20 protein-coding genes are annotated in these 22,770 nt (G+C 67.6%); 12 read left to right on the forward strand and 8 right to left on the reverse strand.

All coding sequences use genetic code 11. The features are described from left to right. Nucleotide 1 precedes the first annotated feature (1 nt). The 3 genes from ASF08_RS02020 to ASF08_RS02030 all read right to left on the reverse strand — a co-directional run bounded on the left by ASF08_RS02020 (nt 2) and on the right by ASF08_RS02030 (nt 2,566). Nucleotides 2–481: a DUF2269 family protein gene (locus ASF08_RS02020; protein WP_056140534.1), complete on the reverse strand. Its 480-nt coding sequence runs from the start codon at nt 479–481 to the stop codon at nt 2–4. A gap of 5 nt (nt 482–486) precedes the next feature. Beyond that, on the reverse strand, nt 487–1,785 hold the full coding sequence (locus tag ASF08_RS02025) for an SDR family oxidoreductase (RefSeq protein ID WP_056140537.1): 1,299 nt from the start codon (nt 1,783–1,785) through the stop codon (nt 487–489). Nucleotides 1,786–1,876: 91 nt separating this feature from the next. Beyond that, on the reverse strand, nt 1,877–2,566 hold the full coding sequence (locus ASF08_RS02030) for a TetR/AcrR family transcriptional regulator (RefSeq protein ID WP_210322659.1): 690 nt from the start codon (nt 2,564–2,566) through the stop codon (nt 1,877–1,879). A gap of 89 nt (nt 2,567–2,655) precedes the next feature. Between ASF08_RS02030 and ASF08_RS02035 the strand changes: the two genes are divergently transcribed. The 9 genes from ASF08_RS02035 to lpxB all read left to right on the forward strand — a co-directional run bounded on the left by ASF08_RS02035 (nt 2,656) and on the right by lpxB (nt 14,329). Continuing rightward, nucleotides 2,656–3,873, forward strand: coding sequence for an HlyD family secretion protein (locus ASF08_RS02035; protein WP_056140889.1), 1,218 nt, complete (start codon nt 2,656–2,658; stop codon nt 3,871–3,873). 9 nt (nt 3,874–3,882) lie between these two features. Then, complete coding sequence (locus ASF08_RS02040; RefSeq protein ID WP_056140540.1) at nt 3,883–5,460, forward strand: DHA2 family efflux MFS transporter permease subunit; 1,578 nt, start codon at nt 3,883–3,885, stop codon at nt 5,458–5,460. A 164-nt stretch (nt 5,461–5,624) separates the two neighbouring features. Further along, on the forward strand, nt 5,625–6,785 hold the full coding sequence (gene rseP / locus ASF08_RS02045) for an RIP metalloprotease RseP (protein ID WP_026176144.1): 1,161 nt from the start codon (nt 5,625–5,627) through the stop codon (nt 6,783–6,785). A gap of 353 nt (nt 6,786–7,138) precedes the next feature. Further along, nucleotides 7,139–9,724 (forward strand): outer membrane protein assembly factor BamA, encoded by a 2,586-nt coding sequence (gene bamA, locus ASF08_RS02050; RefSeq protein ID WP_056140544.1) that lies wholly within the window; start codon nt 7,139–7,141, stop codon nt 9,722–9,724. Nucleotides 9,725–9,771: 47 nt separating this feature from the next. Next, complete coding sequence (gene lpxD, locus ASF08_RS02055; protein ID WP_056140545.1) at nt 9,772–10,836, forward strand: UDP-3-O-(3-hydroxymyristoyl)glucosamine N-acyltransferase; 1,065 nt, start codon at nt 9,772–9,774, stop codon at nt 10,834–10,836. A 160-nt stretch (nt 10,837–10,996) separates the two neighbouring features. Next, nucleotides 10,997–11,452 carry a 3-hydroxyacyl-ACP dehydratase FabZ gene (gene fabZ, locus ASF08_RS02060; RefSeq protein ID WP_373321248.1) on the forward strand — a complete coding sequence of 152 codons (456 nt, stop codon included), beginning with the start codon at nt 10,997–10,999 and terminating at the stop codon, nt 11,450–11,452. 5 nt (nt 11,453–11,457) lie between these two features. Beyond that, nucleotides 11,458–12,261, forward strand: a complete 804-nt coding sequence (lpxA, locus tag ASF08_RS02065; protein ID WP_056140551.1) for an acyl-ACP--UDP-N-acetylglucosamine O-acyltransferase — start codon at nt 11,458–11,460, stop codon at nt 12,259–12,261. Then, nucleotides 12,258–13,142, forward strand: a complete 885-nt coding sequence (locus ASF08_RS02070) for an LpxI family protein (protein WP_056140555.1) — start codon at nt 12,258–12,260, stop codon at nt 13,140–13,142. Before lpxA ends, ASF08_RS02070 begins: the two co-directional genes overlap by 4 nt. Continuing rightward, the gene (gene lpxB / locus ASF08_RS02075; protein WP_200931813.1) at nt 13,139–14,329 is read left to right on the forward strand and encodes a lipid-A-disaccharide synthase; all 1,191 of its coding nucleotides are present in this window, start codon (nt 13,139–13,141) and stop codon (nt 14,327–14,329) included. The genes ASF08_RS02070 and lpxB overlap by 4 nt, the downstream gene beginning before the upstream one ends. Here the strand turns inward: lpxB and ASF08_RS02080 are convergent. Further along, nucleotides 14,307–14,573: a hypothetical protein gene (locus ASF08_RS02080; protein WP_056140558.1), complete on the reverse strand. Its 267-nt coding sequence runs from the start codon at nt 14,571–14,573 to the stop codon at nt 14,307–14,309. The two genes, lpxB and ASF08_RS02080, sit on opposite strands and share 23 nt — an antisense overlap. 174 nt (nt 14,574–14,747) lie before the next feature. After that, a complete protein-coding gene (locus ASF08_RS02085; protein ID WP_056140561.1) occupies nt 14,748–15,506 on the reverse strand; it encodes a cold-shock protein in 759 nt (252 codons plus the stop codon). 392 nt (nt 15,507–15,898) lie between these two features. Here ASF08_RS02085 and ASF08_RS02090 point away from each other — a divergent pair, with 392 nt between their 5' ends. The 3 genes from ASF08_RS02090 (at nt 15,899) to ASF08_RS02100 (ending at nt 18,295) form a co-directional block, all read left to right on the forward strand. Then, nucleotides 15,899–16,369: a response regulator gene (locus ASF08_RS02090; protein WP_018045013.1), complete on the forward strand. Its 471-nt coding sequence runs from the start codon at nt 15,899–15,901 to the stop codon at nt 16,367–16,369. A gap of 109 nt (nt 16,370–16,478) precedes the next feature. Then, nucleotides 16,479–17,585 (forward strand): Ppx/GppA phosphatase family protein, encoded by a 1,107-nt coding sequence (locus ASF08_RS02095; RefSeq protein ID WP_026176142.1) that lies wholly within the window; start codon nt 16,479–16,481, stop codon nt 17,583–17,585. Then, the gene (locus ASF08_RS02100; RefSeq protein WP_056140564.1) at nt 17,582–18,295 is read left to right on the forward strand and encodes an RlmE family RNA methyltransferase; all 714 of its coding nucleotides are present in this window, start codon (nt 17,582–17,584) and stop codon (nt 18,293–18,295) included. Before ASF08_RS02095 ends, ASF08_RS02100 begins: the two co-directional genes overlap by 4 nt. A gap of 126 nt (nt 18,296–18,421) precedes the next feature. Here ASF08_RS02100 and ASF08_RS02105 read toward each other — a convergent pair whose 3' ends face one another. The 3 genes from ASF08_RS02105 to ASF08_RS02115 all read right to left on the reverse strand — a co-directional run bounded on the left by ASF08_RS02105 (nt 18,422) and on the right by ASF08_RS02115 (nt 22,766). Beyond that, nucleotides 18,422–19,378 (reverse strand): ferredoxin--NAD(+) reductase, encoded by a 957-nt coding sequence (locus tag ASF08_RS02105; protein WP_200925963.1) that lies wholly within the window; start codon nt 19,376–19,378, stop codon nt 18,422–18,424. 76 nt (nt 19,379–19,454) lie between these two features. Next, the gene (locus tag ASF08_RS02110; protein WP_018045009.1) at nt 19,455–19,832 is read right to left on the reverse strand and encodes a hypothetical protein; all 378 of its coding nucleotides are present in this window, start codon (nt 19,830–19,832) and stop codon (nt 19,455–19,457) included. Between the two features lie 114 nt (nt 19,833–19,946). Then, a complete protein-coding gene (locus ASF08_RS02115) occupies nt 19,947–22,766 on the reverse strand; it encodes an EAL domain-containing protein (protein ID WP_238253768.1) in 2,820 nt (939 codons plus the stop codon). Nucleotides 22,767–22,770 lie beyond the last annotated feature (4 nt).

Here is a 22,770-nt window from a genome sequence, read left to right on the forward strand (position 1 = left end):
CTCAGAACAGGACGAATCGCGGTTTCGCCGTCATCAGCCAGACGATGGCGAGCATGGCGGCGAAGGCGGGAAAACCGCAGGCAAACCAGATCCGGTACAGCCTGTGATAGCGCGGCGGTAGGGGCACTCCCGATCCCGCCGCAGCGCTGGCGAGATCGCGCAAGGTCGTCTGGATCCTGACGACCGGCAGCCAGAACAAGCCGATGACGACGTAGAGAATCAGCGACAGGGCGATCCATCCCTCGGAGAGGGGCCAGCCCACCGCGCGTGCCAGCAGCCAGCCCGTCACCGGTTGGATGACCGCCGCCGTCGCCGTGAAGAGCGTGTCGGCGACGACCACCGTCCCCGCCACATGGGCGATCAGGTCGGACCGTCCCGTGCGGTGCGCCATCGTCATGAAGAAGGCGATGCCGGCCCCGGTGCCCAGCAGGATCGTCGCGCCGATGACGTGCAGCCAGCGCAGGAGATCGACGTATTCCATCGAGGTCAGCGCTCGTCGGCCAGCGCATAGGCCACGAGGGCCAGCATCACCCCGGGCAGGGTCTTGAGATAGGCGCCGAGGGGATCGAGCCAGAGACCGGCGGCGATGGCCGAGCCGAAGAAGAGGTAGATCCCCGTCATCGCCGCCATGCCGAGGGCGGCGAGCGGCATGGTGCGCCTCACCAGGATCGCGGCCCCCAGCGCCAGGTCGACGAAAATCCCGGCGAGCACCGTGACCCGCGCCGTCACCGCATCAATGCCGTGGGCGGTCATCGCCGCCATGGCGGCGTCGAGATGCGTCAGGGCGATCAGCCCCGACAGCAGCCAGAACAGCGAGAGCGTGGCGAGGATCGCCGGCTTCAGGAGCCAGAGCCGGCCGAACCAGCGTTCCTGCACCCCGGACGGCATCCGCCGAAGGCTCTCCGACAGGGAGGAGAGCGGTGAGCCCGCGACCCGCTCCCAGGCGGTCGGATCTCCGTCGATGCCGGCCTCGATCTGGCGCAGAGCCGTGATGCGGATGGGAGTCCGCCAGCCGAGTCGGCCGACGAGATCGCCCATGCGGAAACCGGCCCGGAGGAGCCAGGACGGGACCGGCAGCGCGAGCGGGGCCGGAGGGCGCCCGAGCCAGGCGCGGTAGGCCGCGACGATGTCCGGCAGGGTGTGGCCTTGATCCTCGACGAGGTCGTAGTGCGCCCGTACGGCGATCCCTCCCTCCACCGCGAGGAGGACCGCCCCCGCTACGTCCTGCACATGGACGGTCTGGATCGGCCGGAGAGAGGGCATCCGCGTGAAGGCCACCGGAAGCGCCGCCAACCCGCGTATCAGGCCGGTGGCGCCGTAGGAGACGGGCGCGACGACGAGGCCGGGCCTCAGGATCACCCAGTCGAGATCGAGGGCGCAAAGGGCCGCATCGGCCTCGGCCTTGCTGCGCATGAATTCGGTGGGGGCATCGGGCGAGGCTCCCACGGCCGAAACCTGGACGATTCGCCGGATGCCCATCTGCCGGCAGCAGGCGAACAGGGCGCGCATGGCGACCGCTTGGACGGCGCGGACATCGTCGCGCGGGCCGTCCTGCAAGGCGCCCGAGCAGTTCACCACGGCGTCGAACCCGGTGAGGATCGTTGTCCAATCCTCCGGCTCGGCCAGTCTCGCGATGTCGCACGCGATCCAGTCGGCATCGGGGTGACGCCATCGCGCTGACCGGACGTCCCGCCCCAGACCCGTCACCGCATGGCCGGCGGCGAGGCAGCGGGAGACCACCGCCGAGCCGATGAGGCCGTAGCCTCCGAGAACCAGGATTCGCATCTCTCGGTGATCCACCGCTCCGATCGCGTCGCGGCCCACCCTTGGCAGGTTTGCCTAAATCAAGCGTGACCGTTCGCGAGGCGGAAACCCGTCAATCCTCGGGCCCGTAGGCCGCGAAGAACACGCGGATGGCCTCGCTCACGCGGGGCGCGATCTCGCCTTGCGTCACCGGACCGCCCGCCGCGAAGAGCAGGCGCGTCAGCAGCCCGGCCTGGCACAGATGCAGGAAGTGCTTGGCGGCGAGTTCCGTATCGGCGCGGCGCAGGCGACCCGCCGCTACCTGGCGGTCGAGATAGGCGGTGAGCCGCGCCACCCCCTGTGCCGGGCCTGCCTCGTAGAAGGCCTGGCCGAAGCGCGGAAACTTCTCCGTCGCCCCGATCACCATCCGGATGATCGCCACGTGGTCCGGACGGATCATGTGGACGAGGTAGGTCTCGCCGAGCCGGGTGAGAACCCCGCGCACGTCCGGATCGTCGGCATCGAGCTGGAACAATGCCTCGGCGAGGCCGCGCTTCTCCTCCAGGGTCAGCGCCTCGAACAACGCCTCCTTGCTGTCGAAATAGACGTAGAGCGTGCCCTTCGACACGCCTGCCGCCTTGGCGATCTCGCCCATGCTGGCGCCGTCGAAGCCCGAGGCCATGAAGACCGAGCGCGCGCCGTCGAGGATCTGCCGACGCTTATCGGTCTCCGCCGGGTTTCTAGCGCCCGTCCCGTTCGACGTTGGAACGTCCCCTCCGCCTGCCACCACCTCTCCCTCCGATTGACCGAACCGTTCAGTCATCCTAACTAGGTGCAATCGACGGCCTCGGTCAATCCGATGCCAAAATTGACCGAACGGTTCGGTCAATTCATTTGTTTCGGGACGGGATCATGTCTCTGCGTGACGATGATGGGCACCGCGACGCGTCCTCGGGGGCGGTTAATTCCGACGATGTCGTGGCGCCGGTGGCCTCGCCGGCGATCCCCGTCGTGGCCGGACCGCCGACCGCGCCGCCGGCCGGAGCGGTCGCATCACCTGCGAAGCGACGTCCTCTGCGCAAGGCCATCCTGGCGAGCCTCGTCGTCCTCGGCCTCGCCGGCGGCGGTTACAAGGGCTACGAATGGTGGACGGTGGGACGCTTCTTCGTCTCCACCGACGACGCCTATGTCCAGGCCGACATCTCGATCCTGGCGGCCAAGGTTCCCGGCTATCTCGCCGCCGTGCCGGTGATGAACGGGCAGGCGGTGCGGAAGGGCGACGTGATCGCCCGCCTCGACGACGGCGATTATCGCCTCGCCGCCCAAGCCGCGCATGACAAGCTCCTGACGCAGCAGGCCACCATCGCCCGCATCGGCCGGCAGGTGGAGGCCGCGCAGGCCCAGATCCTCCAGAGCGCAGCGCAGATCGATGCGGCCAAGGCCGATTCCATTCGCGCCGCCGCCGATTACGCCCGCCAGCAGCAGCTGGAGAAGGTCGATTTCGTCGCCAAATCGCGGATCGAGCAGGCTCTGGCCGACCGTAACCGCACCGAGGCCACGGTGAAGGGCGCCGAGGCGAACCTCGCCATGATGAAAGCCAATGTCGAGGTGCTGCGGGCTCAGGGCCGGGAGGCGGAAGGGCTCGCGGCCGAACTGAAGACCGCCGAGGACAGGGCCGCCCGCGACCTCTCCTTCACGGTGATCCAGGCCCCCTTCGACGGCGTCGTCGGCAACAAGGCCGTGGAGGCGGGCGCCTATGTCGCGCCGGGCTCGCGGGTCGCCGCCCTCGTTCCCCTGGAGAGCGTGCGGATCGACGCGAACTTCAAGGAGACGCAGGTCGAGCGAATGCATCCCGGTCAGCGCGTCCATATCGCGGTGGACGCCTATCCCGGTCAGGACATCGTGGGTGAGGTCGAATCCCTGTCACCGGCCTCGGGCTCGGTCTTCAGCCTGCTGCCGCCGGACAACGCTACCGGCAATTTCACTAAGATCGTGCAGCGCCTTCCGGTGCGTATCCACGTGCCGGCGGACGTCGCCCATGAGGGGCTCCTGCGTCCGGGTCTCTCCGTCACCGTGCGTGTCGATACCCGCGACGGGGGCGAGCCCGTCCGCACGGCGTGGCGGCATTAGGGGCCGATCATGGCCGCTACCGCCACCATCGCGCCGGCACCCGCCGCCGAGCCGCCCCTCGATCGCCGTCGCATGGTGGCCTTCGTCTGCATGGTGTTCGGGATGTTCATGGCCATCCTGGACATCCAGATCGTCTCGGCATCGCTGGCCGAGATCCAGGCCGGGCTCTCTGCCTCGGGCGACGAGATCCCCTGGGTCCAGACCAGCTATCTCATCGCCGAGGTCATCGCGATCCCGCTCTCCGGCTTCCTGTCGCGGGTGATCTCGACCCGCTGGATGTTCGTGGTCTCGGCCGGCGGCTTCACCCTGATGAGCCTGATGTGCGCGACCTCGACCTCGATCAACGAGATGATCCTGTGGCGGGCGCTGCAGGGCTTCATCGGCGGCGGCATGATCCCTACCGTCTTCGCCTCGGCCTTTACGATCTTCCCGCCCTCCAAGCGCCCCATCGTCTCGCCGATGATCGGCCTCGTGGCGACGCTCGCCCCCACCATCGGCCCGACCGTGGGCGGCTATCTGACGGATGCGTTCGACTGGCACTGGCTGTTTCTCATCAACGTGGTGCCGGGCATCGTCGTCACCGTCTCGACCTACCTGCTCGTCGATTTCGACGAGCCCAACCTCGACCTGTTCAAGCGCTTCGACTGGTTCGGTCTCGCCTTCATGGCCGCCTTCCTCGGTTGCCTCGAATACGTGTTGGAGGAGGGGCCGAACCACGACTGGCTTCAGGACGAGGCGGTCTTCGCCTGCGCCATCGTCTGCGTCGTGGGCGGTGTCGCCTTCTTCTGGCGCGCGCTCACGGCGGCAGAGCCCATCGTCGACCTGCGCGCCTTCTCCGACCGCAACTTCGCGGCGGGCTGCATCTTCAGCTTCGTCCTCGGCATCGGCCTCTACGGCCTGACCTATCTCTACCCGGTCTATCTCGGACGCGTGCGCGGCTACTCCGCCCTGCAGATCGGCGAGACGATGTTCGTCTCAGGCCTGTGCATGTTCGCCACCGCGCCCATCGCGGGCCGATTCTCGGGCAAGGTCGATCCGCGCATCCTGATGGGGATCGGCTTCACCGGCTTCGCCGCCGGCACGTGGATCGTCACCGGGCTGACCAAGGATTGGGATTTCTGGGAATTGCTGCTGCCGCAGGTCCTGCGCGGCTGCTCGCTGATGCTGTGCATGATCCCGATCAACAACATCGCGCTCGGCACGCTTCCGCCGGCGCGGATGAAGAACGCGTCCGGCCTCTACAACCTGACCCGCAACCTCGGCGGGGCGGTGGGCCTCGCCCTCATCAACACCGTGCTCAACGACCGCTGGGATCTGCATCTCGCCCGTCTGCACGAGCGCTTCACCTGGACGAACAATACCGTGCTGGAGCGGCTCGACATGACGCGCCGCCAGTTCGATGCGCTGGGCCTCGACGGCAACGCCATGGCCCTCAAGGCGATGATGAACACGGTGCGGATGCAGGGTCTGGTGATGGGCTTCACCGACGTCTTCCTGGTTCTGACCTTCCTGTTCCTCGCCATGGCCTGCGCGACGCCGCTGATCCGCCGGCCGCGCGCCGCCGCTCCGGCGGGCGGCGGCCATTGAGACGACTGCTCCGGCCGAGCCCTTAACCCTCCACCGAGGAATACGGGGACGGGCGAGCCGCATGCGACGATCTCGCCGGCCCCGTCCGGTTTGCGTTCGCTCGTCCGCGATCCGATCTGCTATGGACGTGTGTTGGCCCCTCGCGAGGCCCTGAGGATCGACGAATGGACTTTCTAGCTTCGATGGGGGGGACGGCCTCCGGCTTCTTCGGGTCGGTGATCCCCTTCGTCATCGTGCTCAGCATCGTGGTGTTCGTCCACGAGATGGGCCACTTCCTCGTCGGCCGCTGGTGCGGGGTCGGCGTCCATGCCTTCTCCCTTGGGTTCGGCCCCGAACTCTTCGGCTTCAACGACCGCCATGGTACCCGTTGGAAGGTCTCGGCGATCCCGCTCGGCGGCTACGTCAAGTTCCACGGCGACGCGAACGGCGCCAGCGTGGCCGATCCCGCCGCCCTCGCGCGCATGACGCCGGAGGAGCGCGCCACGAGTTTCCCGGCCCAGAGCCTGGGTAAGCGCGCGGCCATCGTCGCCGCCGGACCCATCGCCAACTTCCTCCTGGCCATCGCGCTCTTTGCCGGGGCGATCTATGTCTCCGGCCGCTACGAGCTTCCGCCGCGCATCGACGGCGTGATGCCGGGCAGTGCGGCCGAGCGGGCGGGCTTCCAGCCCGGCGACCTCGTCACGTCCATCGACGGGACGCAGGTGACCAACTTCCTCGACATGCAGCGCACCGTCTCCGGCAGCGCCGGCGCCAGCCTCGCCGTCACCGTCGACCGCGGCGGCGAGACGAAGACCCTGACCGCGATTCCCGACGCGGTGGAGGAGCGCACGCCGTTCGGCAAGCACCGCCTCGGCCGCCTCGGCATCAAGGGACCGAACGGCGCCGACGCCCAGGTTCGGCATTACGGCCTCGTCCAATCCCTCGGGCTCGGCGTGTCGGAGACCTATTTCGTGGTCGACCGGACGATGAACTACCTGGGCAAGCTGGTGACGGGGCGCGAATCCGCCGATCAGCTCTCCGGACCCATCGGGATCGCACGCGTTTCGGGCGAGGTCGCCAAGGTCGGCGGTGTCGGCGGGCTCATCGGCCTCGTGGCGCTCCTATCCGTGTCGATCGGGTTGCTTAACCTTTTCCCGGTCCCCCTCCTCGATGGCGGGCACCTGTTGTTCTACGCGTTCGAGGCCGTTCGCGGCCGTCCCCTGAGCGAGAAGACCCAGGAGATCGGCTTCCGGATCGGGCTCGCCCTGGTGCTGTTCCTGATGCTGTTCGCCGCCTGGAACGACATCCTGAACCTCGGCGCGTCCTGGTCCGGACGGGGTTCCTGACCCGGCGCCATCGTCTCCGCGGCGCCGCGGAGCGCGCCTCTCGCAAGGCTGTGGATGTCTCCGTAACGCCTTGATCGAGCTCGATAATCGAAAAGCCCGCCCAATCCTCGGGGCGGGCTTTTTGCTGCAAATTGACGATTGATTCACCTTATCGAGCGATGAACGGGAACCGTTAAGTGACCGGAAGGCCACGTCTCCCCAAAATCCCCCCTACAGCCCAGGTCCGAGCGTTTGCTTCGCTCGGGAAACTCGGTAGAAGCTGAGCTTGGGACCAGGTGACGGGACGGTCGGACAACGACCGCCTGTCTGCGGGTGCAAACCCGGACTGTTAATAAATAGAGACGGGCGATTACATGATGTCGATGACGGGGAAGCGCCGGCGGAAGTCGGCCGAACGGACCATCGTCCTAGTCGCTGCCGCGGCCGCAGGGCTGGTTCTGGGCGGTACGGCACAGGCGCAGCAGATCGTCGTCCAGGGTAACAAGCGCGTCGATGCCGACACGATCCGGTCCTACGTGACCGGTACGGCCTCGGGATCTCCCGAAGAGGCCCGCCGCAACCTTCTGGCGAGCGGCATGTTTTCCGACGTCAAGGTCTCGCGCAGCGGCGCCGGGACGGTGGTGACGGTGCGCGAGAACAACCTCATCAACCGCGTCGTGTTCGAGGGGAACAAGAAGGTCGAGAAGGGGACGCTCGAAGCCGAGGTCGAGGCCAAGGCCCGCGGCGGCTTCAGCGAGGGCATCGTCCAGGCCGATCTTCAGCGCATCCGCGAGATCTACCGCCGCGCCGGCCGCGGCACCGCCAAGGTGAGCTTCCGCACCGTCGATCTGCCCAACGGCCGCATCGACCTGATCTACGTGATCGAGGAAGGCGACAAGACCGGCATCAAGGCGATCAAGTTCGTCGGCAACAGCGCCTATTCCGACAGCAAGCTGCGCGAGCTGATGAGCTCGTCGGAGATGAACTTCCTCTCGTTCATCAAGACCTCGGACGTCTACGATCCCGACCGGATCACCAACGATCTCGACCTCGTGCGCCGCTATTACCTGAAGAACGGCTATGCCGATTTCCGGGTGGTGAATGCCGATGCGCGCTACGTCGAAGGCGAGGGCGATGCCGGCTGGGTCATCACCGTCACCGTGGACGAGGGTCAGCAATACACCGTCGGCGCGGTGGCCATCGATTCGCGCCTGCCGGGCGTCGACACCCAGATCCTCGACGGCGAGGTCCGCGCCGCCGTGGGCGACGTCTACAATGCCGAGGACGTGGAGAAGACCCTCTCCGGCGTGACCAACCAGGTCGCCCGCCAGGGCTTCCCCTTCGCCCAGGTCCGCCCCACCGGCCAGCGCGACCGCGCCTCCCACACCGTGGCCCTCGGCTTCGTCGTCGAGGACGGCCCGCGCGTCTATGTCGAGCGCATCAACATCCGCGGCAACACCCGCACCCGCGACTACGTCATCCGCCGCGAGCTCGATCTCACCGAGGGTGATGCCTATAACCGCGTTCTCACTGATCGCGCCGAGCGTCGCCTGAACGGTCTCGGCTTCTTCAAGAAGGTCCGTTTCTCCAACGAGCCGGGCTCGTCGGCCGACCGAGTGATCATCAACATCGACGTCGAGGATCAGCCCACGGGTTCGTTCTCGGTGGCGGGCGGCTACTCCACCCAGGACGGCATCATCGGCGAAGTCTCGGTCTCCGAGTCGAACTTCCTCGGTCGCGGCCAGTATGTCCGCGTCGCCGGCACCGGCGGCCAGTACTCCCGCGGCGTCGACTTCTCCTTTACCGAGCCGTACTTCCTCGGCTACCGCCTCGCCGCCGGCTTCGACGCCTTCTACAAGTACAGTGATCTGACCCGCTACTCGCGCTACGAGACCACCGTCTACGGTGGCCAGATCCGCGTCGGCCTTCCGATCACGGAAGAGTTCGGCGTCACCCTGCGGTACTCGCTCTACAACACCGAGTTGACGATCCCGAACAGCACCAAGCGGCCGTATAACGACTGTTCGAACCCGATCCCCGGTTTCACAACGGTGAACCCGGCGGGCACGATCGACCCCGTCTCCGGCCTCAACACGGGCGGTCTGGCGCGATACCCGGATAATTGTGCCTTCAATGGCGAAGCCTCGATTGCTCTGAAGGGCTCAACCGGCAACACGCTCACCTCGCTTGCCGGTGTGACGCTTGCCTATTCGACGCTGGACAACCTCGCCCAGCCGCGGAACGGCCTCTATGCCGAGCTGAAACCCGAAATCGCCGGTCTCGGCGGTGACTCGAAGTTCTTCCGCGTGGCTGGCGACGTTCGCTACTACAAGGAATTTTACGAGGACGTGGTCGGCTTCGCCCGCTTCCAGGGCGGCCATATCTCGCCGCTCACCGACGAGAAGCTGCGCATCACCGATCAGTACTTCCTCGGCCCGTCGCTCGTTCGCGGCTTCGCGCCCAACGGTATCGGTCCCCGCGACGTCGGCAGCGCCGACTCCCGTTCGAATGCCGTCGGCGGTACGACTTACTTCGGCGGTACGCTCGAAGTTCAGTTCCCGATCTACGGTATTCCGCGTGATCTCGGTCTGAAGGGCGCCGTCTTCGCCGATGCCGGTACGCTGTTCGGCTACAACAGCCGCACCCAGTTCAACGTGAACGGCGACGCGATCATCAACGGCATCGCACCCGGCGGGGCCTGTGCCTACACGGCGCTGGGTGCCGGAGCGATCACCGTCGAGCCGGAATGCCTGAACGTCCGCGACAAGATGACGATCCGCTCCTCGATCGGTGCGTCCATCCTGTGGAACTCGCCGCTGGGCCCGATCCGCTTCGATTACGCCTACGCCCTGACCAAGGACGAGGGCCAGAAGATCTACAACGCCGATGGCAGCTTCCTCGGCCGCGTCGGCAAGGATCAGCTCCAGGCCTTCCGCTTCTCCGGCGGTTCGCGCTTCTGAGCCAAGACGCACGGGCTTCCTTCTCGAAGCCCGTGCGTTGTCGCAGCATGTCTGATCCCATCTTCTTCGCATCCAGCACGGCCCTCAGCCTCGGCGACATCGCCGGGGCTGCCGGCATTTCGCTTCCCGAAGGCGTGGACCCTGGCGCGATGGTCGGCGGCGCGTCTCCCTTGGAGACCGCGGGCCCCGGCGACCTCGCCTATATGGACAACGCCCGCTACGGCGATGTCCTGGCGCAGACGAAGGCGCTCGCCTGCCTCGTCTCACCCCGCTTCGCGGCCAAGGTGCCACCGACGACGGTGGCCCTCGTCACGCGTGATCCGTACCGGGTCTATGCCGGCCTGCTGGCGCGCTTCCACCCGGAGGCCATGCGGCCCCACTCGCAATTCGCCACCGAGGGGGTATCTCCGGGCGCCCATGTCCATCCCAAGGCCCGCCTCGAAGACGGCGTGATCGTCGATCCCGGCGCCGTGATCGGTCCCGGTGCCGAGATCGGTTCGGGGACGGTCATCGGCCCGAACGCCGTGATCGGCCCCAATGTCCGCATCGGCCGCGATTGCTCCATCGGGGCGGGGGTGACCCTGGCCTATGCCCTCGTCGGCAACCGCGTGATCCTTCATCCCGGCGCGCGCATCGGCCAGGACGGGTTCGGCTTCGCCATGGGACCGGGCGGGCATCTCAAGGTGCCCCAGACCGGCCGCGTCATCGTGCAGGACGATGTCGAGATCGGCGCCAACACCACGATCGATCGCGGCGCCGGCCGCGATACCGTGATCGGGGAGGGGACCAAGATCGATAACCTCGTCCAGATCGCCCATAACGTCGTCATCGGGCGCCACTGCGTCATCGTCTCGGGTGTGGGCATTTCCGGCTCGACCACGTTGGAGGATTACGTGGTCCTCGGCGGCCAGGTCGGCGTGGTCGGGCACCTGCGGATCGGCATGGGCTCGCAGATCGCCGGGTCTTCGAACGTCAACCGCGACGTCCCACCCGGGAGCCGCTGGGGCGGTACTCCGGCCAAGCCTGTGCGCACCTGGTTCCGCGAACTCACCGCTCTCGCCCGCCTCGCGGAAAAGTCGGGCCGCGACACGAGCGAGCCCCCCAAGGACTGAGCCGGAACCGTCCCCGGCACGGGATGACCGGCTGCACGACTCTCCGAGACTTGCATCCGTTGGCGTTTATGCCGATGACGACGTTCGGTTTTCTTCCAAGGTTCGGGGCGAGGCGTCAGGGGCGCCGGGGCGCCATGGGATTGTTCGATCGATGAGTGACATGCCGAAAGATCTGGGCTCGGCCGACATCCAGAAGATCCTGGAACTTCTGCCCCATCGCTACCCGTTCCTGATGATCGATCGCATCATCGAGATCGACGGGGATCGCTCCTGCATCGGGATCAAGAACGTCTCGTTCAACGAGCCGCAATTCACCGGGCATTTTCCGGGCCTGCCGGTGTTCCCGGGCGTCCTGCTGATCGAGGGCATGGCCCAGACCGCCGGCGCCATCTGCTGCCAGCACATCAAGACCGACGAGATGCGGGCCAAGCAGGTGTTCTTCATGACCATCGACAAGTGCAAGTTCCGCAAGCCCGTCGTGCCCGGCGACACGGTGCGGTACCACATGACGAAGATGAACCAGCGCCGGACCATGTGGTGGTTCAAGGGCCAGGCGCGGGTGGGTGACACCCTCGTGGCCGAGGCCGAGATCGGCGCCATGCTGGTGACGGAGTGAGCGCATTGGCCGAGATCCATCCGAGCTCCGTCATCGAAGACGGGGCCACGATCGGCGAAGGCGTGCGGATCGGCCCCTTCTGCCATGTCGGGCCGGAGGTCGTCCTGAGCGAGGGCTGCGAGCTCGTCAGCCACGTGGTCGTCGCCGGACGCACCGGAATCGGTCCCCGCACCAAGCTCTACCCCTTCTCGTCCATCGGTCATCCACCGCAGGATCTGAAGTTTCGCGGCGAGGCGTCGACGCTGACCATCGGGGCCGACTGCCTGATTCGCGAAGGCGTCACGATGAATCCCGGCACGGCCGGCGGCGGCCTCGAGACGGTCGTCGGCGACAAGTGCACCTTCCTGGCCAATTCCCATGTGGGGCACGATTGCCGGGTGGGCGATGGGGTCGTCTTCTCCAACAACGTCATGCTCGCCGGCCATTGCAGCGTCGGCGACTATGCGATTCTCGGTGGTGGAGCCGCCGTGATCCAGTTCGCCCGCGTCGGGGCCCATGCCTTCGTCGGCGGCCTCTCGGGGTTGGAGAACGATTGCATTCCCTACGGCATGGCGCTCGGCAACCGCGCTTATCTCTCGGGCCTCAACATCATCGGCCTGCAGCGCCGGGGTTTCGCCCGCGAGGATATCCATGCCCTGCGCCGGGCCTATCGCCTGCTCTTTGCCCAGGAGGGCACCCTGATGGAGCGTGTGGAGGACGTGGCGGCGGAGTTCGAGGCGCATCGTGCCGTGGCTGAGATCATCGCCTTCATCCGCGTGGGCGGTAAACGCTCGATCTGCACCCCGCGCGAGAATCCGGGCTCGGCTTGACCGCATCTCTCCAGCCGGCGTCCCTCGTCGATCCCCGTCCGGAGGAGCGTCTGGTTCTGGTCGCCGGAGCGGGGCGGCTTCCCGAACTCGTCGCCGAATCCCTCGATAGGTCGGGACGCTCGTTCCGGGTGCTCGCCATCCGTGGTTTCGCCGAACGCCCGATGCGCGCACGCGCGGAGGCCACGGTCGATCTCCTCGACATCGCCGGCGCGTTAAAGGTTCTGGAGGCCTGGGGTCCGGCCTGCGTCATACCGGTGGGCGGAGTCTCGCGGCCCAACCCCGCCGCCATCCTCAACGCGGCGGCGGCCTTGCGGAATCGCGATGCGCTCCGGGCCATTTCGGGGGGAGGGGACGACCGGCTGCTGCGGGGCGCCCTCGTCCTTCTGGAGGATAACGGCCACCGCGTCGTCGGCATCCACGACGTGGCGCCCGACCTGCTGAGTCCAGAGGGGCAGCTCGGGCGCCTCGCGCCGGATCTGGCGGCGCAGGCCTCCATCGCCACGGGTTGCGGCATCCTCGCGGCATTGGCCGCCTACGATGTCGGCCAGGCGATCGTCGTCGCGGCCCAGCGCGCGCTGGCGGTGGAGGGTCCGGAGGGCACCGACCGGATGCTCGCCCGCGCGCGTGCCCTCGGGCGCAAGCCGTTCGGATTGGGCACGGCTCAGCCCGGTACCGTGTTGGTGAAACTCGCCAAGACCGGCCAGGATCTGCGGGTCGACCTGCCGGCCATCGGTCCGCGCACGGTGAAGGCCGCCGCAGCGGCGGGCTGCGCCGGCATCGCCATCCAGGCGGGCTACACCCTCATCATCGACAGGGACGCCACGGTGGCCGAGGCCGACCGCGCGGGCCTGTTCCTCATCGGTTTGCGGATCGAGGCATGACCATGCATCCGTCCAGACGAATCTGGCTCGTTGCCGGCGAGGATTCCGGCGATCAGCTCGGGGCCAAGCTCATGCGGGCGTTGTCGGACCTCTCCGACGGGCAGGTGACGTTCGGTGGGGTCGGCGGCGAGGCCATGGCCGCGCAGGGCTTCCTCTCCCTGTTTCCCCTCGATGACGTGGCGGTGATGGGCTACCTGCCCGTGGCGGCCCGCCTGCGCACCCTTCTGCGCCGCATTCGCCAGACAGTGCGGGACATCGTCGAGGCGCGCCCGGACGTCCTCGTCATCATCGACAGTCCCGGTTTCACCCATGCGGTCGCCTCGCGGGTGCGAAAGCGCCTGCCCGATCTGCCTATCGTCGATTACGTCTCTCCCAGCGTCTGGGCGTGGAGGCCTTGGCGTGCGGCGAAGATGCGGCCGTTCATCGACCACGTCCTGGCGCTCCTGCCCTTCGAACCGGAGGCGCATCGCCGGCTCGGCGGCCCGGACTGCACCTATGTCGGGCATCCGCTCATCGAGCGTCTGGCCGAGCTGCGCCCGGATTCCGCGGAGGCGGCGGCGCGGGAGGGGACGCCGCCGACCCTCGTGATCCTGCCGGGCTCGCGCCGCTCCGAGATCGAGCGGCTGATGCCGGTCTTCGGTGCCACCCTGGACCTTCTCGTGCAGCGATACGGGCCTATCGACGCCGTGCTCCCGGCGGTCACACGCCATCGCGCCATGATCGAGCGATTGGCCCTTTCCTGGTCCCGCCCTGTGACGATCGTGCATGGCGAGGCGGCGAAATACGCGGCCTTCCGGCGGTCCCGCGCGGCCCTGGCGGCCTCGGGTACGGTCACCCTCGAACTCGCCCTGGCCGGCGTGCCAATGGTCGTCGCCTACAAGGTCTCACGCCTCGAGGAGGCCGTGGCGCGGCGGCTGATCCAGGTGCCGACCATCGTGCTGCCGAATCTGATCCTCGGCGAGAATGCCATGCCCGAATTCATTCAGGCCGAATGCACCCCCGGGCGCCTGGGCGAGGCCCTGCTTCCGCTCCTCAAGGGCGGCGCGGCGCGTGACGCACAGGTGCGCTCGCTTCAACGCATCGACGGCTCGATGCGCCTCGCGGGCGATGACGAGCCGAGCCGCAAGGCAGCGAGAATCGTGCTGTCGGCGGTCCGCCCTGCGGTCAGCGGGTCGTCGTCGACGTAAGCGCTTTCGGTCTCGCGCCCCGCATGACTTCCGAGGCCTGGAGGGCGCTGGGCGGGAGGGCCCGGTCGTCCGCCCCGCGTGTCGAGGACAGGGACGGCATATCCGGTGTTCGCGCTGCCTCGTCGCGTCCGAAAGCGTAGCCGGCATTCACGCCCGCATAGAAGCCGGTGAAATCCTCGGCCTGCGCTGGAACCGCGAAAGCCATCGGCAGGCACAGGCTCATCGTCATGAAGACGGTACGCATCGCTGTTCCCGGCACCCGGCATCGTCCCTTCGGATCGTTTCGTTCGGAGACCGTCATAGGGTTTCCCCCGAGGATGCTGGATACGAAAAACGGCGACCCGAAGGCCGCCGCTGATTCGTCTCTCCGTGGGCAAGGCCGCGTAACCGCGGTCTGACCCGAAAGCTCTCTCACCGATCAGTAATCGGCGTTGATGCTCTGAGCCTCGCGGCCCTTCTGGCCGTCGATCACGCTGAGGGTGACCTGCTGGCCTTCGGCGAGGGACTCGAGTCCGGCGCGCGACAGGGCCGAGCGGTGCACGAACACGTCCTTGCCGCCGTCATTGACGGAGACGAAGCCGAAGCCCTTGGCCGGGTCGTACCACTTCACGGTGCCGCTCATCTCGACGGACGGACCGCTGGCGAAACGACCGCCACCGCCGCCAGCGCCACCGCCGAAGCGATCGTTGCCGCCGCCGTAGCCGCCGCCACCGCCGCTGAAGCGATCACCACCACCGAAACCACCGGCGCGGGGTGCGGGCGCACGACGCGGGGCCTCGGCCTCGGCCGTCGAGGTGTCGACGCTGGTCACGTCCGTGACCTGCGGACCCTTCTGGCCCTGCGCGGTATGGACGGTCAGGCGCGTGCCGGGAAGCAGATCGGCATGGCCCGCAGCCTCGACTGCGCGGATGTGAAGGAACGCGTCGCCGGAACCGTCAGCCAGTTCGACGAAGCCGAAGCCCTTCTCCTTGTTGAACCACTTGACCGTCGCGTCACGCTCCGGTCCAGAGGGAGCGGCTGCAGCACGGGCCGGACCACGATCGAAACCGCCGCCGCCACCGCCATATCCACCGCCGAAGCCACCGCTCGGGGGTGCCTGATCCGGCCAGCGAGGCTCGGCACCACCCTCATCGAAGCCGCGCTTCTGCGGCCCCCTGAAATCACGACCACGTCCCATCGAAAGCTCGCAAAAACCGTCCGCCGACCATCTGTCTTTGAATACCGGGTGCGCGCCGTCCCAGACGGGCACTTCACCACACTATCATCACTCTCAGCAGCGGTGACCAAGAATAACGCCTTAGTCCTGACTGAATCTTGGCTCTCTCGCAAGGTGCTTCTCGCCGGACTCTGCAAGGTTCCGCGGATTTCCTGCGACAGATTACGTATTCCGTTCCGTCTCAGGCCTGCCTTTTCGACAGGAGGCCATTGCGTACAGGATGCGCAAACGCCATGCGGATGAACGACTTCGCGTTCCCAATTTTTCCTGATCGCGTTAGGAAAATGCACATCGATGGCCGCTAGGATGCGCGCAGGCGCCTGCGAAAGCCGGTGGCCCGGAACCCCTAGCCGATGATCGCAACCCCGTCATTTCCGGATCTTTCGGCCCTCGTCGTGGACGAGAGCCTCTATATTCGCCGAATCGTTCGCGACATGCTGATGCGCGTGGGAATCAAACGCGTCCTCGAAGCGCCGGACGGTGCCGAGGCGCTGGGTGTGCTGGCCGAGAGCAAGCCGGACATCACGATCATCGACTGGGACCTCGCCATCCTGTCCGGCGAGGAGTTCATCCGCCTCGCCCGCACGCCCACCACGTCGCCGTCGCCCACCGTGCCGATCATCCTGATGCTGGCGCAGCCCCGCCGCAACGTCGTCGACCGTGCCATCTCCCTCGGGGTCAACGAGATCATCGCCAAACCGTTCTCGCCCAAGACCCTGTGGTCGCGCCTGGACGAAGTCATCAACCGGCCCCGGCCGTTCTCCCAGGTGAAGAGCCTCCTGCGTCCGGTGCCGAGAATGACGGCAGCCGGCAAAGCTCTCTAAGCCGATCATAGATCGAGGCTTTGCACTGACGCCCAAGGCCTGTAGGCTTCTTATCGCATGATGGTCGACCTACCCGGTCGGGCCACGATCGAGGATGCCGGCTAGGCCGATGAGGGAAGAGAGCGCCGCCATGATGCCGGCCCGCCCTATGGCTGGCCCGTCTTCACCGAGCGCTCCCGCCTTGCCGGATGCGGCTCGGTCGCCCGTGGTGGGTTACCGGCCCGGACGGCGCAATGCTTACGCCGCCCTCGACCTCGGCACGAACAATTGCCGCCTTCTGATCGCCGAGCCTGCGTCCCACGGCTTTCGCGTGGTCGATGCCTTCTCGCGCATCGTCCGGCTCGGCGAAGGGCTGGGGACGTCCGACCGTCTCAGCGAAGCCGCGGTGGAGCGCACGCTGGAGGCTCTGCGCGTCTGCCGCGCCAAGATGGAATCACGCGGCGTCGCCCGTGCCAAGATCATCGCCACGGAAGCGTGCCGGCTTGCCGTCAACGGGGCGGATTTCGTGGCGCGCGTGCGCGACGAGGTGGGGCTCGATCTCGAAATCGTCGACCGGCAGACCGAGGCCTACCTCGCCGTCACCGGCTGCGCCGCCCTCGCCGACCCCTATTCGGAATCGGTGGTCATCTTCGATATCGGCGGCGGCTCCACCGAGATCGCCTGGCTCGACGGCGCGGCCACCAACCCCTCGGCGGACCCCACCTTACGGATCCGCGCCTGGGATTCCCTCCCCGTCGGGGTGGTCACCCTGGCCGAGCGGCACGGAACGGCCGATGTCACCCGCCTGACGTTCGAGGGCATGGTGGAGGAGGTGGCCGACATGCTGTCGCGCTTCGCCATCCGCGCCGCGCCGGCTGCCAATGCTCGGCATTTCCATCTCCTCGGCACGTCCGGAACGGTGACGACGCTGGCCGCCATGCATCTGCGACTGGCACGCTACGAGCGCCGCCGCGTCGATGGCTTGTGGATGAGCGACGGCGAAGTCAGCGACGCCATCGACGATCTGCTCGACACGCGCCTCGACCAGAGGGCAGACAATCCCTGCATCGGCCGTGATCGGGCCGATCTCGTGCTCGCGGGTTGCGCCATCCTGGAAGCGATCCGCCGGGCATTCCCCTCCGAACGGCTACGCATCGCCGACCGGGGGCTGCGCGAAGGTCTTTTGATGAACATGATGCGCGAAGACGGCGTCTGGCGCCGCGGAGGCTACCGTTGACCGACAGGCGTGGTGCGGGCGGCGGGTTGCGGGGCGATCTCAAGCAGCGGGTCAAGACGGGGCGAGGCCGCACCGCCTCTCAGAAGCGCTGGCTCGAACGGCAGCTCAACGATCCCTACGTGGCGCGGGCCAAGCGCGAGGGATACCGTTCCCGCGCGGCCTTCAAGCTTCTCGAGATCGACGAGCGCTTCAAGATCCTGAAGCCGAACCAGAAGATCATCGATCTGGGGGCCGCACCCGGCGGCTGGTCCCAGGTCGCCGCCAAGATCGTCGGGCCGAGCGGGCGGATCGTCGGCATCGATCTGCTCGAGATCGAGCCGATGGTCGGCGTCGAGTTCATCACCCTCGACTTCCTCGATCCCGACGCCCCGAAGCGGCTGATCGATCTTCTCGGCGGGCAGGCCGATATCGTCATGTCCGACATGGCGGCGAACACGACCGGCCACAAGCAGACGGACCATCTGCGCATCATCGGCCTCGCCGAGACCGCCGCCGAATTCGCCCGCGAGGTGTTGGCGCCGGGCGGCACCTATCTCGCCAAGGTCTTCCAGGGCGGGACGGAGGGCACGCTCCTCGCCGACCTGAAACGCGACTTCACCCTGGTGCGCCACGTGAAGCCCTCGGCGAGCCGCGCCGATTCGAGCGAACTCTACGTGCTGGCGACCGGGTTTCGCGGAGCCGTCGCCGAAACTGCCGAGGACGACGCCTGACAGCGGATGGCAATGAGGGCTCGCATGGCCGTCTGCCGGTTTGATCGCGGGGCGGCGACCGTTCGCCGGGCGAGCTGATGTCGACCGGCGGTTGGGATCTGCGCCGCCCAGTATGAGCCGTCGCGGTCAGAGTCCCGGCGGGATCAGGATCGGGTAGCATCGCGCGCCGGCACCCGCCGCCAGGACCTCGACCGCGCCCACGGTGGAGGCGTCGCCTGCCACATGCACGACGTCGGTGGTCTTCAGGCCGGTGAGATGCGCGGTGAGGGGGCCCGGACGAACATCCGGTGGGCGCTGCCGCGTCCTGTCGGCGACGAGGGTGATCCGTGAGACTCCCGTGGCCCTGAGCCAGTCGAGCGACGGACGCATGTAGAGGTCGAGGGGGTCGCTCGCCCCGATCACCACCACGATCTCGCGCTGTGGCTCGATGTAGCGCGCCGCCCGGGCGATCGCCCAGATCGGCGCGAAGCCGGTCTCGCGGCCGACGAGGAGAAGACGACCGCCGCCGGGACGATAATAGCCGCGACCGACCGGACCCTTGATCTTGACCGGATGCCCGAGAAGGATCTCCTCGCCGAGGGCATGGGCGACCGCGTCGCAGGCATGTCCGAGACGCAGGTGGAAGACGAGTTCGTTGAGCTCCGTCGTGCCGTCGAGGCGCAGGGTCGGGCTCACGTCGATCGGGTCGAACCCTTCGAACGTGGCGGTGACCTGGTGACCGGGCTCGATGTCGAGACGGCGCGTGATCGTGACCACGACCTCGACCACATGGGCGCCGAGGGGAACGATCTGCGTGACGGTGCCGACCCGGCGCGCCTGGGCGGCCGGCTTGACCTCGGCGAAGACGAGGCTCTCGGCCGCCTTGGACGGGCGGGGCGTGGAGAGCTTGACGGGCTCTGCCCGGTGCAGGCGGGCCTGGGCGCGGCGCGACGACGGGCTGGCGCCCTGGCCGAGGAGATGTGACCCGTGCAGGCCGGTGGTGGGGGCGATCACGCCGTCGGCAAGGGCGGCTTCGAGCGGCGTATCGCCGGTCGAGACCCGCACGGCCTTGCCGTTGACGACAAGCGAGCAGCGCGCGCTCATGGTCGAGCCTCGAATGGTGAGAGAAGTCGAAAGGAAGCCGGCGTCGGATGACGCGCGCCGGCCGATGGCGGAGACCTCACCGGTGTCCGTCGAGCAACTGATCCACGAGAGCGGCCCAGCGGTCGCGCACCGCGCAGGCTTCCGGCGAGAGCGGTGCCGGCCCGGCGAGACGCTCGACGCTGGCACGGACGCTGGCGGCTTCTTCCCGCTCGGCGCGCAGGACCGCCTTCATCACCATGATCTCGGAGCGCAGCCGCGCCAGGTCGTCGGACGGTGCGGCCTCCTCGGCCACCTCCGCCCGCGGCTCCACCGGCAATGTCACCGGTGCGATGTCCACGCGCTTCCGCGCGGCGCCGGTGCGGATCGGGCGCGCCATGAGGCGCTTCACGATATCCGAGCCGAAATCCTCGCCCGGGCCGAATTCGTCACCTAATCGCAATGCCGCTTCGGCCATCACGCCCGCCTCCTGTCGAACGGCAGACCGTGCCGCGCCGCTCGATCCATCTCGACCGTCACGATGAGCGATCATGGTTAAGGGAGGTTTAATTCAACCGTCGCGGTTTGGCGATCAGGCCGCTTCCGGTGCCGCGCCGACCAGTTGGCGGGCCTGGAGCATCGACATCGGGTCGCCGAAGGCGGGACCTTGCGCGTATTCGCAGCCGAACTCGGCCAGGGCCTGTGCGTCGGTTTCGTTCTCGGCGCCGTCGGCGATGATCGCGAGGCCGAGTTCCTGGGCCATCTTGACGATGGAGCGCAGCATCACCGAGTGCCCGGCCGCCATCTGGCGCACGAAACTCGGGTCGATCTTGATCGTGTCGAACGGGAACCGCTGGAGATAGGACAGGGCCGAGTAGCCGGTGCCGAAATCGTCCAGCGAGAGGCCCGCCCCGAGATCGTGGATGCGGCTCAGCATCTGGGCCGCGTATTCCGGGTTCTCCATCACCAGCCCTTCGCCGAGTTCGAGCTTGAGCGAACCAGGAAGCACGCCCGAGCGGGCCAGGATCGTCTTCACGTCGTGAAGCAGGTCGTGCCGGAGGATCTGCCGCGAGGACACGTTCACGCATGCGAAGATCGGCGGATCGACGTCGAGGGAGCGCTGCCAGGCGGCGAGTTCGAGGGCCGTGCGCTCCAGGGCGAAGATGCCGAGATTGACGACGAATCCGCTCTCCTCGGCGATGGGCATGAAGGTGGAATGCGGAATGCGGCCGAGCTTGGGGTGGTCCCAGCGCAGGACCGTCTCGAACCCCGCTACCGTGCGGTCCTCCAGGCGGACGACGGGCTGGAACAGCACCTTCATCTCGTTGCGGTCCAGGGCGCGGCGCAGGTCGGCTTCGAGCATCAGCCGGTCGCTGCGTTCGTTGCGCATGGAGGCGCGGAACACTTCGGTGCGGTCGCCGCCGTTGCGCTTGGCCTGGATCATCGCGATCTCGGCGTTCTTGAACACGTCCTCGCGCTTCAGGGCGGCACCGGCCTCGTGCAGGACGATGCCGATGGAGACGGTGAGGAAGATCTCGCGGTCGGCATAGGTGATCGGCGTGGCGATGGCCCGGCGGATCATGTCCGTGAAGGCGAGGATGCGGTCCGGCTCGCGCTCCGAGAGCAGGATCAGTCCGAACTCGTCGCCTGCGATGCGGGCCAGGGAATCCTGCGGGCGCAGAAGCCGGCCGAGACGGCGCGACAGGGTGAGCAGGATCGAATCGCCCGCCGAAAGACCGATGGCGTCGTTGATCGCCTTGAACCGGTCGACGTCGAGGAGGATCGTCGTCGGTTTGAGGCGCGCGTCCTGGCTCGCGAAGGCGAGGGCGGCGTCGAGGCGGTCGTTGAACAATTCGCGGTTGGGCAGGCCGGTGAGGCTGTCGTGGATCGCGTCGTAGAGCAGACGCTCCTCGGCCGTCTTCACCTCGGTAACGTCCGAGATGGTGCCGACGATGCGGATGACCTCACCGTCCGGTCCGATCACCGGCCGGGCCTTCAGCCGGTACCAGACATAGAGGCCTTCGGTGGAGCGCAGGCGGAAATCGTGGACGATGCGGCCGCGCCGTTCCTCGATCACCGTGTCCAGGGCGGCCGAGTATCGGTCCACGTCGAAGGGGTGGACGAGGCCGAGCCAGTTCGAGGCCGGCCCCTCGAGGGTGCCGCGCTTGAGGCCGAGCTGGTTCTCGATCTCCTGTCCGGCGAAGACCCGGTCGGCCGGCACGTCCCAGTCGAAGACCACGTCGCCGGCGCCGGTCAGGGCCAGGGCACGCCGTTCGGTGTCCGAGACTAGGGAATGGGTCATCCCGCCCCCGGTGAAGGCGTGCTGCATCACCGTGAAGCCGATGAGCATGACGATGAGGACGAGGCCTCCGATGAGCGCCGGCTGGACGAGGTCGCTGCCGATCTGGCCGGTGATGGCGAAGCCCGCGGCCACGACCCAGACGAGGAGCAGGAACCAGGTCGGCACCAGGAGGATCGCCCGGTCGTAGCCGTTATGGATGGCCAGATAGACGATCAGCAGCAGGCCGACGCCGGCGACGGCGGCGATGGAGATGCGGGCGACGCCCGCCGCCACCGGCGGGTCGAACACCGCCAGGCCCACGAGGCCGGCCAGGAACGCGAGCCAGAAGAAGGCCACATGGCCGTAGCGCACATGCCAGCGGCTCAGGTTGAGATAGGCGAACAGGAAGACGAGGAGCGTCGCACCCAGCACCGCCTCGGCGGAGGCCCGGTAGACCCGCTCGGCCACTTCGGTGACGGGAAAGACCCGCTGCAGGAACCCGAAATCGATGCACGCATAGGCGAGCACCGCCCAGGCGAGGGCGGCGGCCGCGGGAAAGATGATCGCGCCCTTCACCACGAAGATGATCGTGAGGAACAGGGCGAGCAGGCCGGCGATGCCGATGATGATGCCCTTGTAGAGCGTCAGGCCGGTGGATTTCTTGCGGTAGGCTTCCTGGTCCCAGAGATAGACCTGCGGCACGTTCGGCCCGTTCAGCTCGGCGACGAAGGTGACGGTGGCGCCGGGATCGAGGGTGATCACGAACTGGTCGGCTTCCGGGTTCTCGTCCCGCTCGGGTCTGATGCCCTGGCTCGCCGTGATCGCCGCGATGCGCGAGCCGCCGAGATCCGGCCAGATCACGCCCGAGCCGACGAGACGGAAATGGGGCGCCACGAGGACCCGGTCGACCTGCTCGTCGGTGTCGTTGGTGAGCGCAAAGACCATCCAGTCGGGCCGCGCTCCGCTGTCGCGGGCCTTCACCACGATGCGCCGGACGATGCCGTCCTTGCCGGGGGCGGTGGAGATCTGGATCAGGTCGCCGTCCGAGCGATAGCGCTCGATCATCGGCGTCAGATCGATCGCCGGAGCGTCGAGGGTCACGCGCACGGCTTCCACGGCCGAAGCCGGCATCCCC

It is taken from the genome of Methylobacterium sp. Leaf85, from assembly GCF_001422125.1.
GTDB classification, from domain to species: Bacteria; Pseudomonadota; Alphaproteobacteria; order Rhizobiales; family Beijerinckiaceae; genus Methylobacterium; species Methylobacterium bullatum.

Excerpts from the sequence above, each read along its gene's own strand:
- bamA (WP_056140544.1), top strand. The coding sequence starts at position 7,139 with ATGATGTCGATGACGGGGAAGCGCCGGCGGAAGTCGGCCGAACGGACC.
- lpxD (WP_056140545.1), top strand. The coding sequence starts at position 9,772 with ATGTCTGATCCCATCTTCTTCGCATCCAGCACGGCCCTCAGCCTCGGC.
- ASF08_RS02080 (WP_056140558.1), bottom strand. The coding sequence starts at position 14,573 with ATGCGTACCGTCTTCATGACGATGAGCCTGTGCCTGCCGATGGCTTTC.
- ASF08_RS02095 (WP_026176142.1), top strand. The coding sequence starts at position 16,479 with ATGAGGGAAGAGAGCGCCGCCATGATGCCGGCCCGCCCTATGGCTGGC.
- ASF08_RS02025 (WP_056140537.1), bottom strand. The coding sequence starts at position 1,785 with ATGCGAATCCTGGTTCTCGGAGGCTACGGCCTCATCGGCTCGGCGGTG.
- lpxB (WP_200931813.1), top strand. The coding sequence starts at position 13,139 with ATGACCATGCATCCGTCCAGACGAATCTGGCTCGTTGCCGGCGAGGAT.
- ASF08_RS02040 (WP_056140540.1), top strand. The coding sequence starts at position 3,883 with ATGGCCGCTACCGCCACCATCGCGCCGGCACCCGCCGCCGAGCCGCCC.
- fabZ (WP_373321248.1), top strand. The coding sequence starts at position 10,997 with ATGCCGAAAGATCTGGGCTCGGCCGACATCCAGAAGATCCTGGAACTT.
- rseP (WP_026176144.1), top strand. The coding sequence starts at position 5,625 with ATGGACTTTCTAGCTTCGATGGGGGGGACGGCCTCCGGCTTCTTCGGG.
- ASF08_RS02020 (WP_056140534.1), bottom strand. The coding sequence starts at position 481 with ATGGAATACGTCGATCTCCTGCGCTGGCTGCACGTCATCGGCGCGACG.
- ASF08_RS02085 (WP_056140561.1), bottom strand. The coding sequence starts at position 15,506 with ATGGGACGTGGTCGTGATTTCAGGGGGCCGCAGAAGCGCGGCTTCGAT.
- ASF08_RS02030 (WP_210322659.1), bottom strand. The coding sequence starts at position 2,566 with ATGACTGAACGGTTCGGTCAATCGGAGGGAGAGGTGGTGGCAGGCGGA.
- ASF08_RS02035 (WP_056140889.1), top strand. The coding sequence starts at position 2,656 with ATGTCTCTGCGTGACGATGATGGGCACCGCGACGCGTCCTCGGGGGCG.
- ASF08_RS02105 (WP_200925963.1), bottom strand. The coding sequence starts at position 19,378 with ATGAGCGCGCGCTGCTCGCTTGTCGTCAACGGCAAGGCCGTGCGGGTC.
- ASF08_RS02090 (WP_018045013.1), top strand. The coding sequence starts at position 15,899 with ATGATCGCAACCCCGTCATTTCCGGATCTTTCGGCCCTCGTCGTGGAC.
- ASF08_RS02110 (WP_018045009.1), bottom strand. The coding sequence starts at position 19,832 with ATGGCCGAAGCGGCATTGCGATTAGGTGACGAATTCGGCCCGGGCGAG.
- ASF08_RS02115 (WP_238253768.1), bottom strand. The coding sequence starts at position 22,766 with ATGCCGGCTTCGGCCGTGGAAGCCGTGCGCGTGACCCTCGACGCTCCG.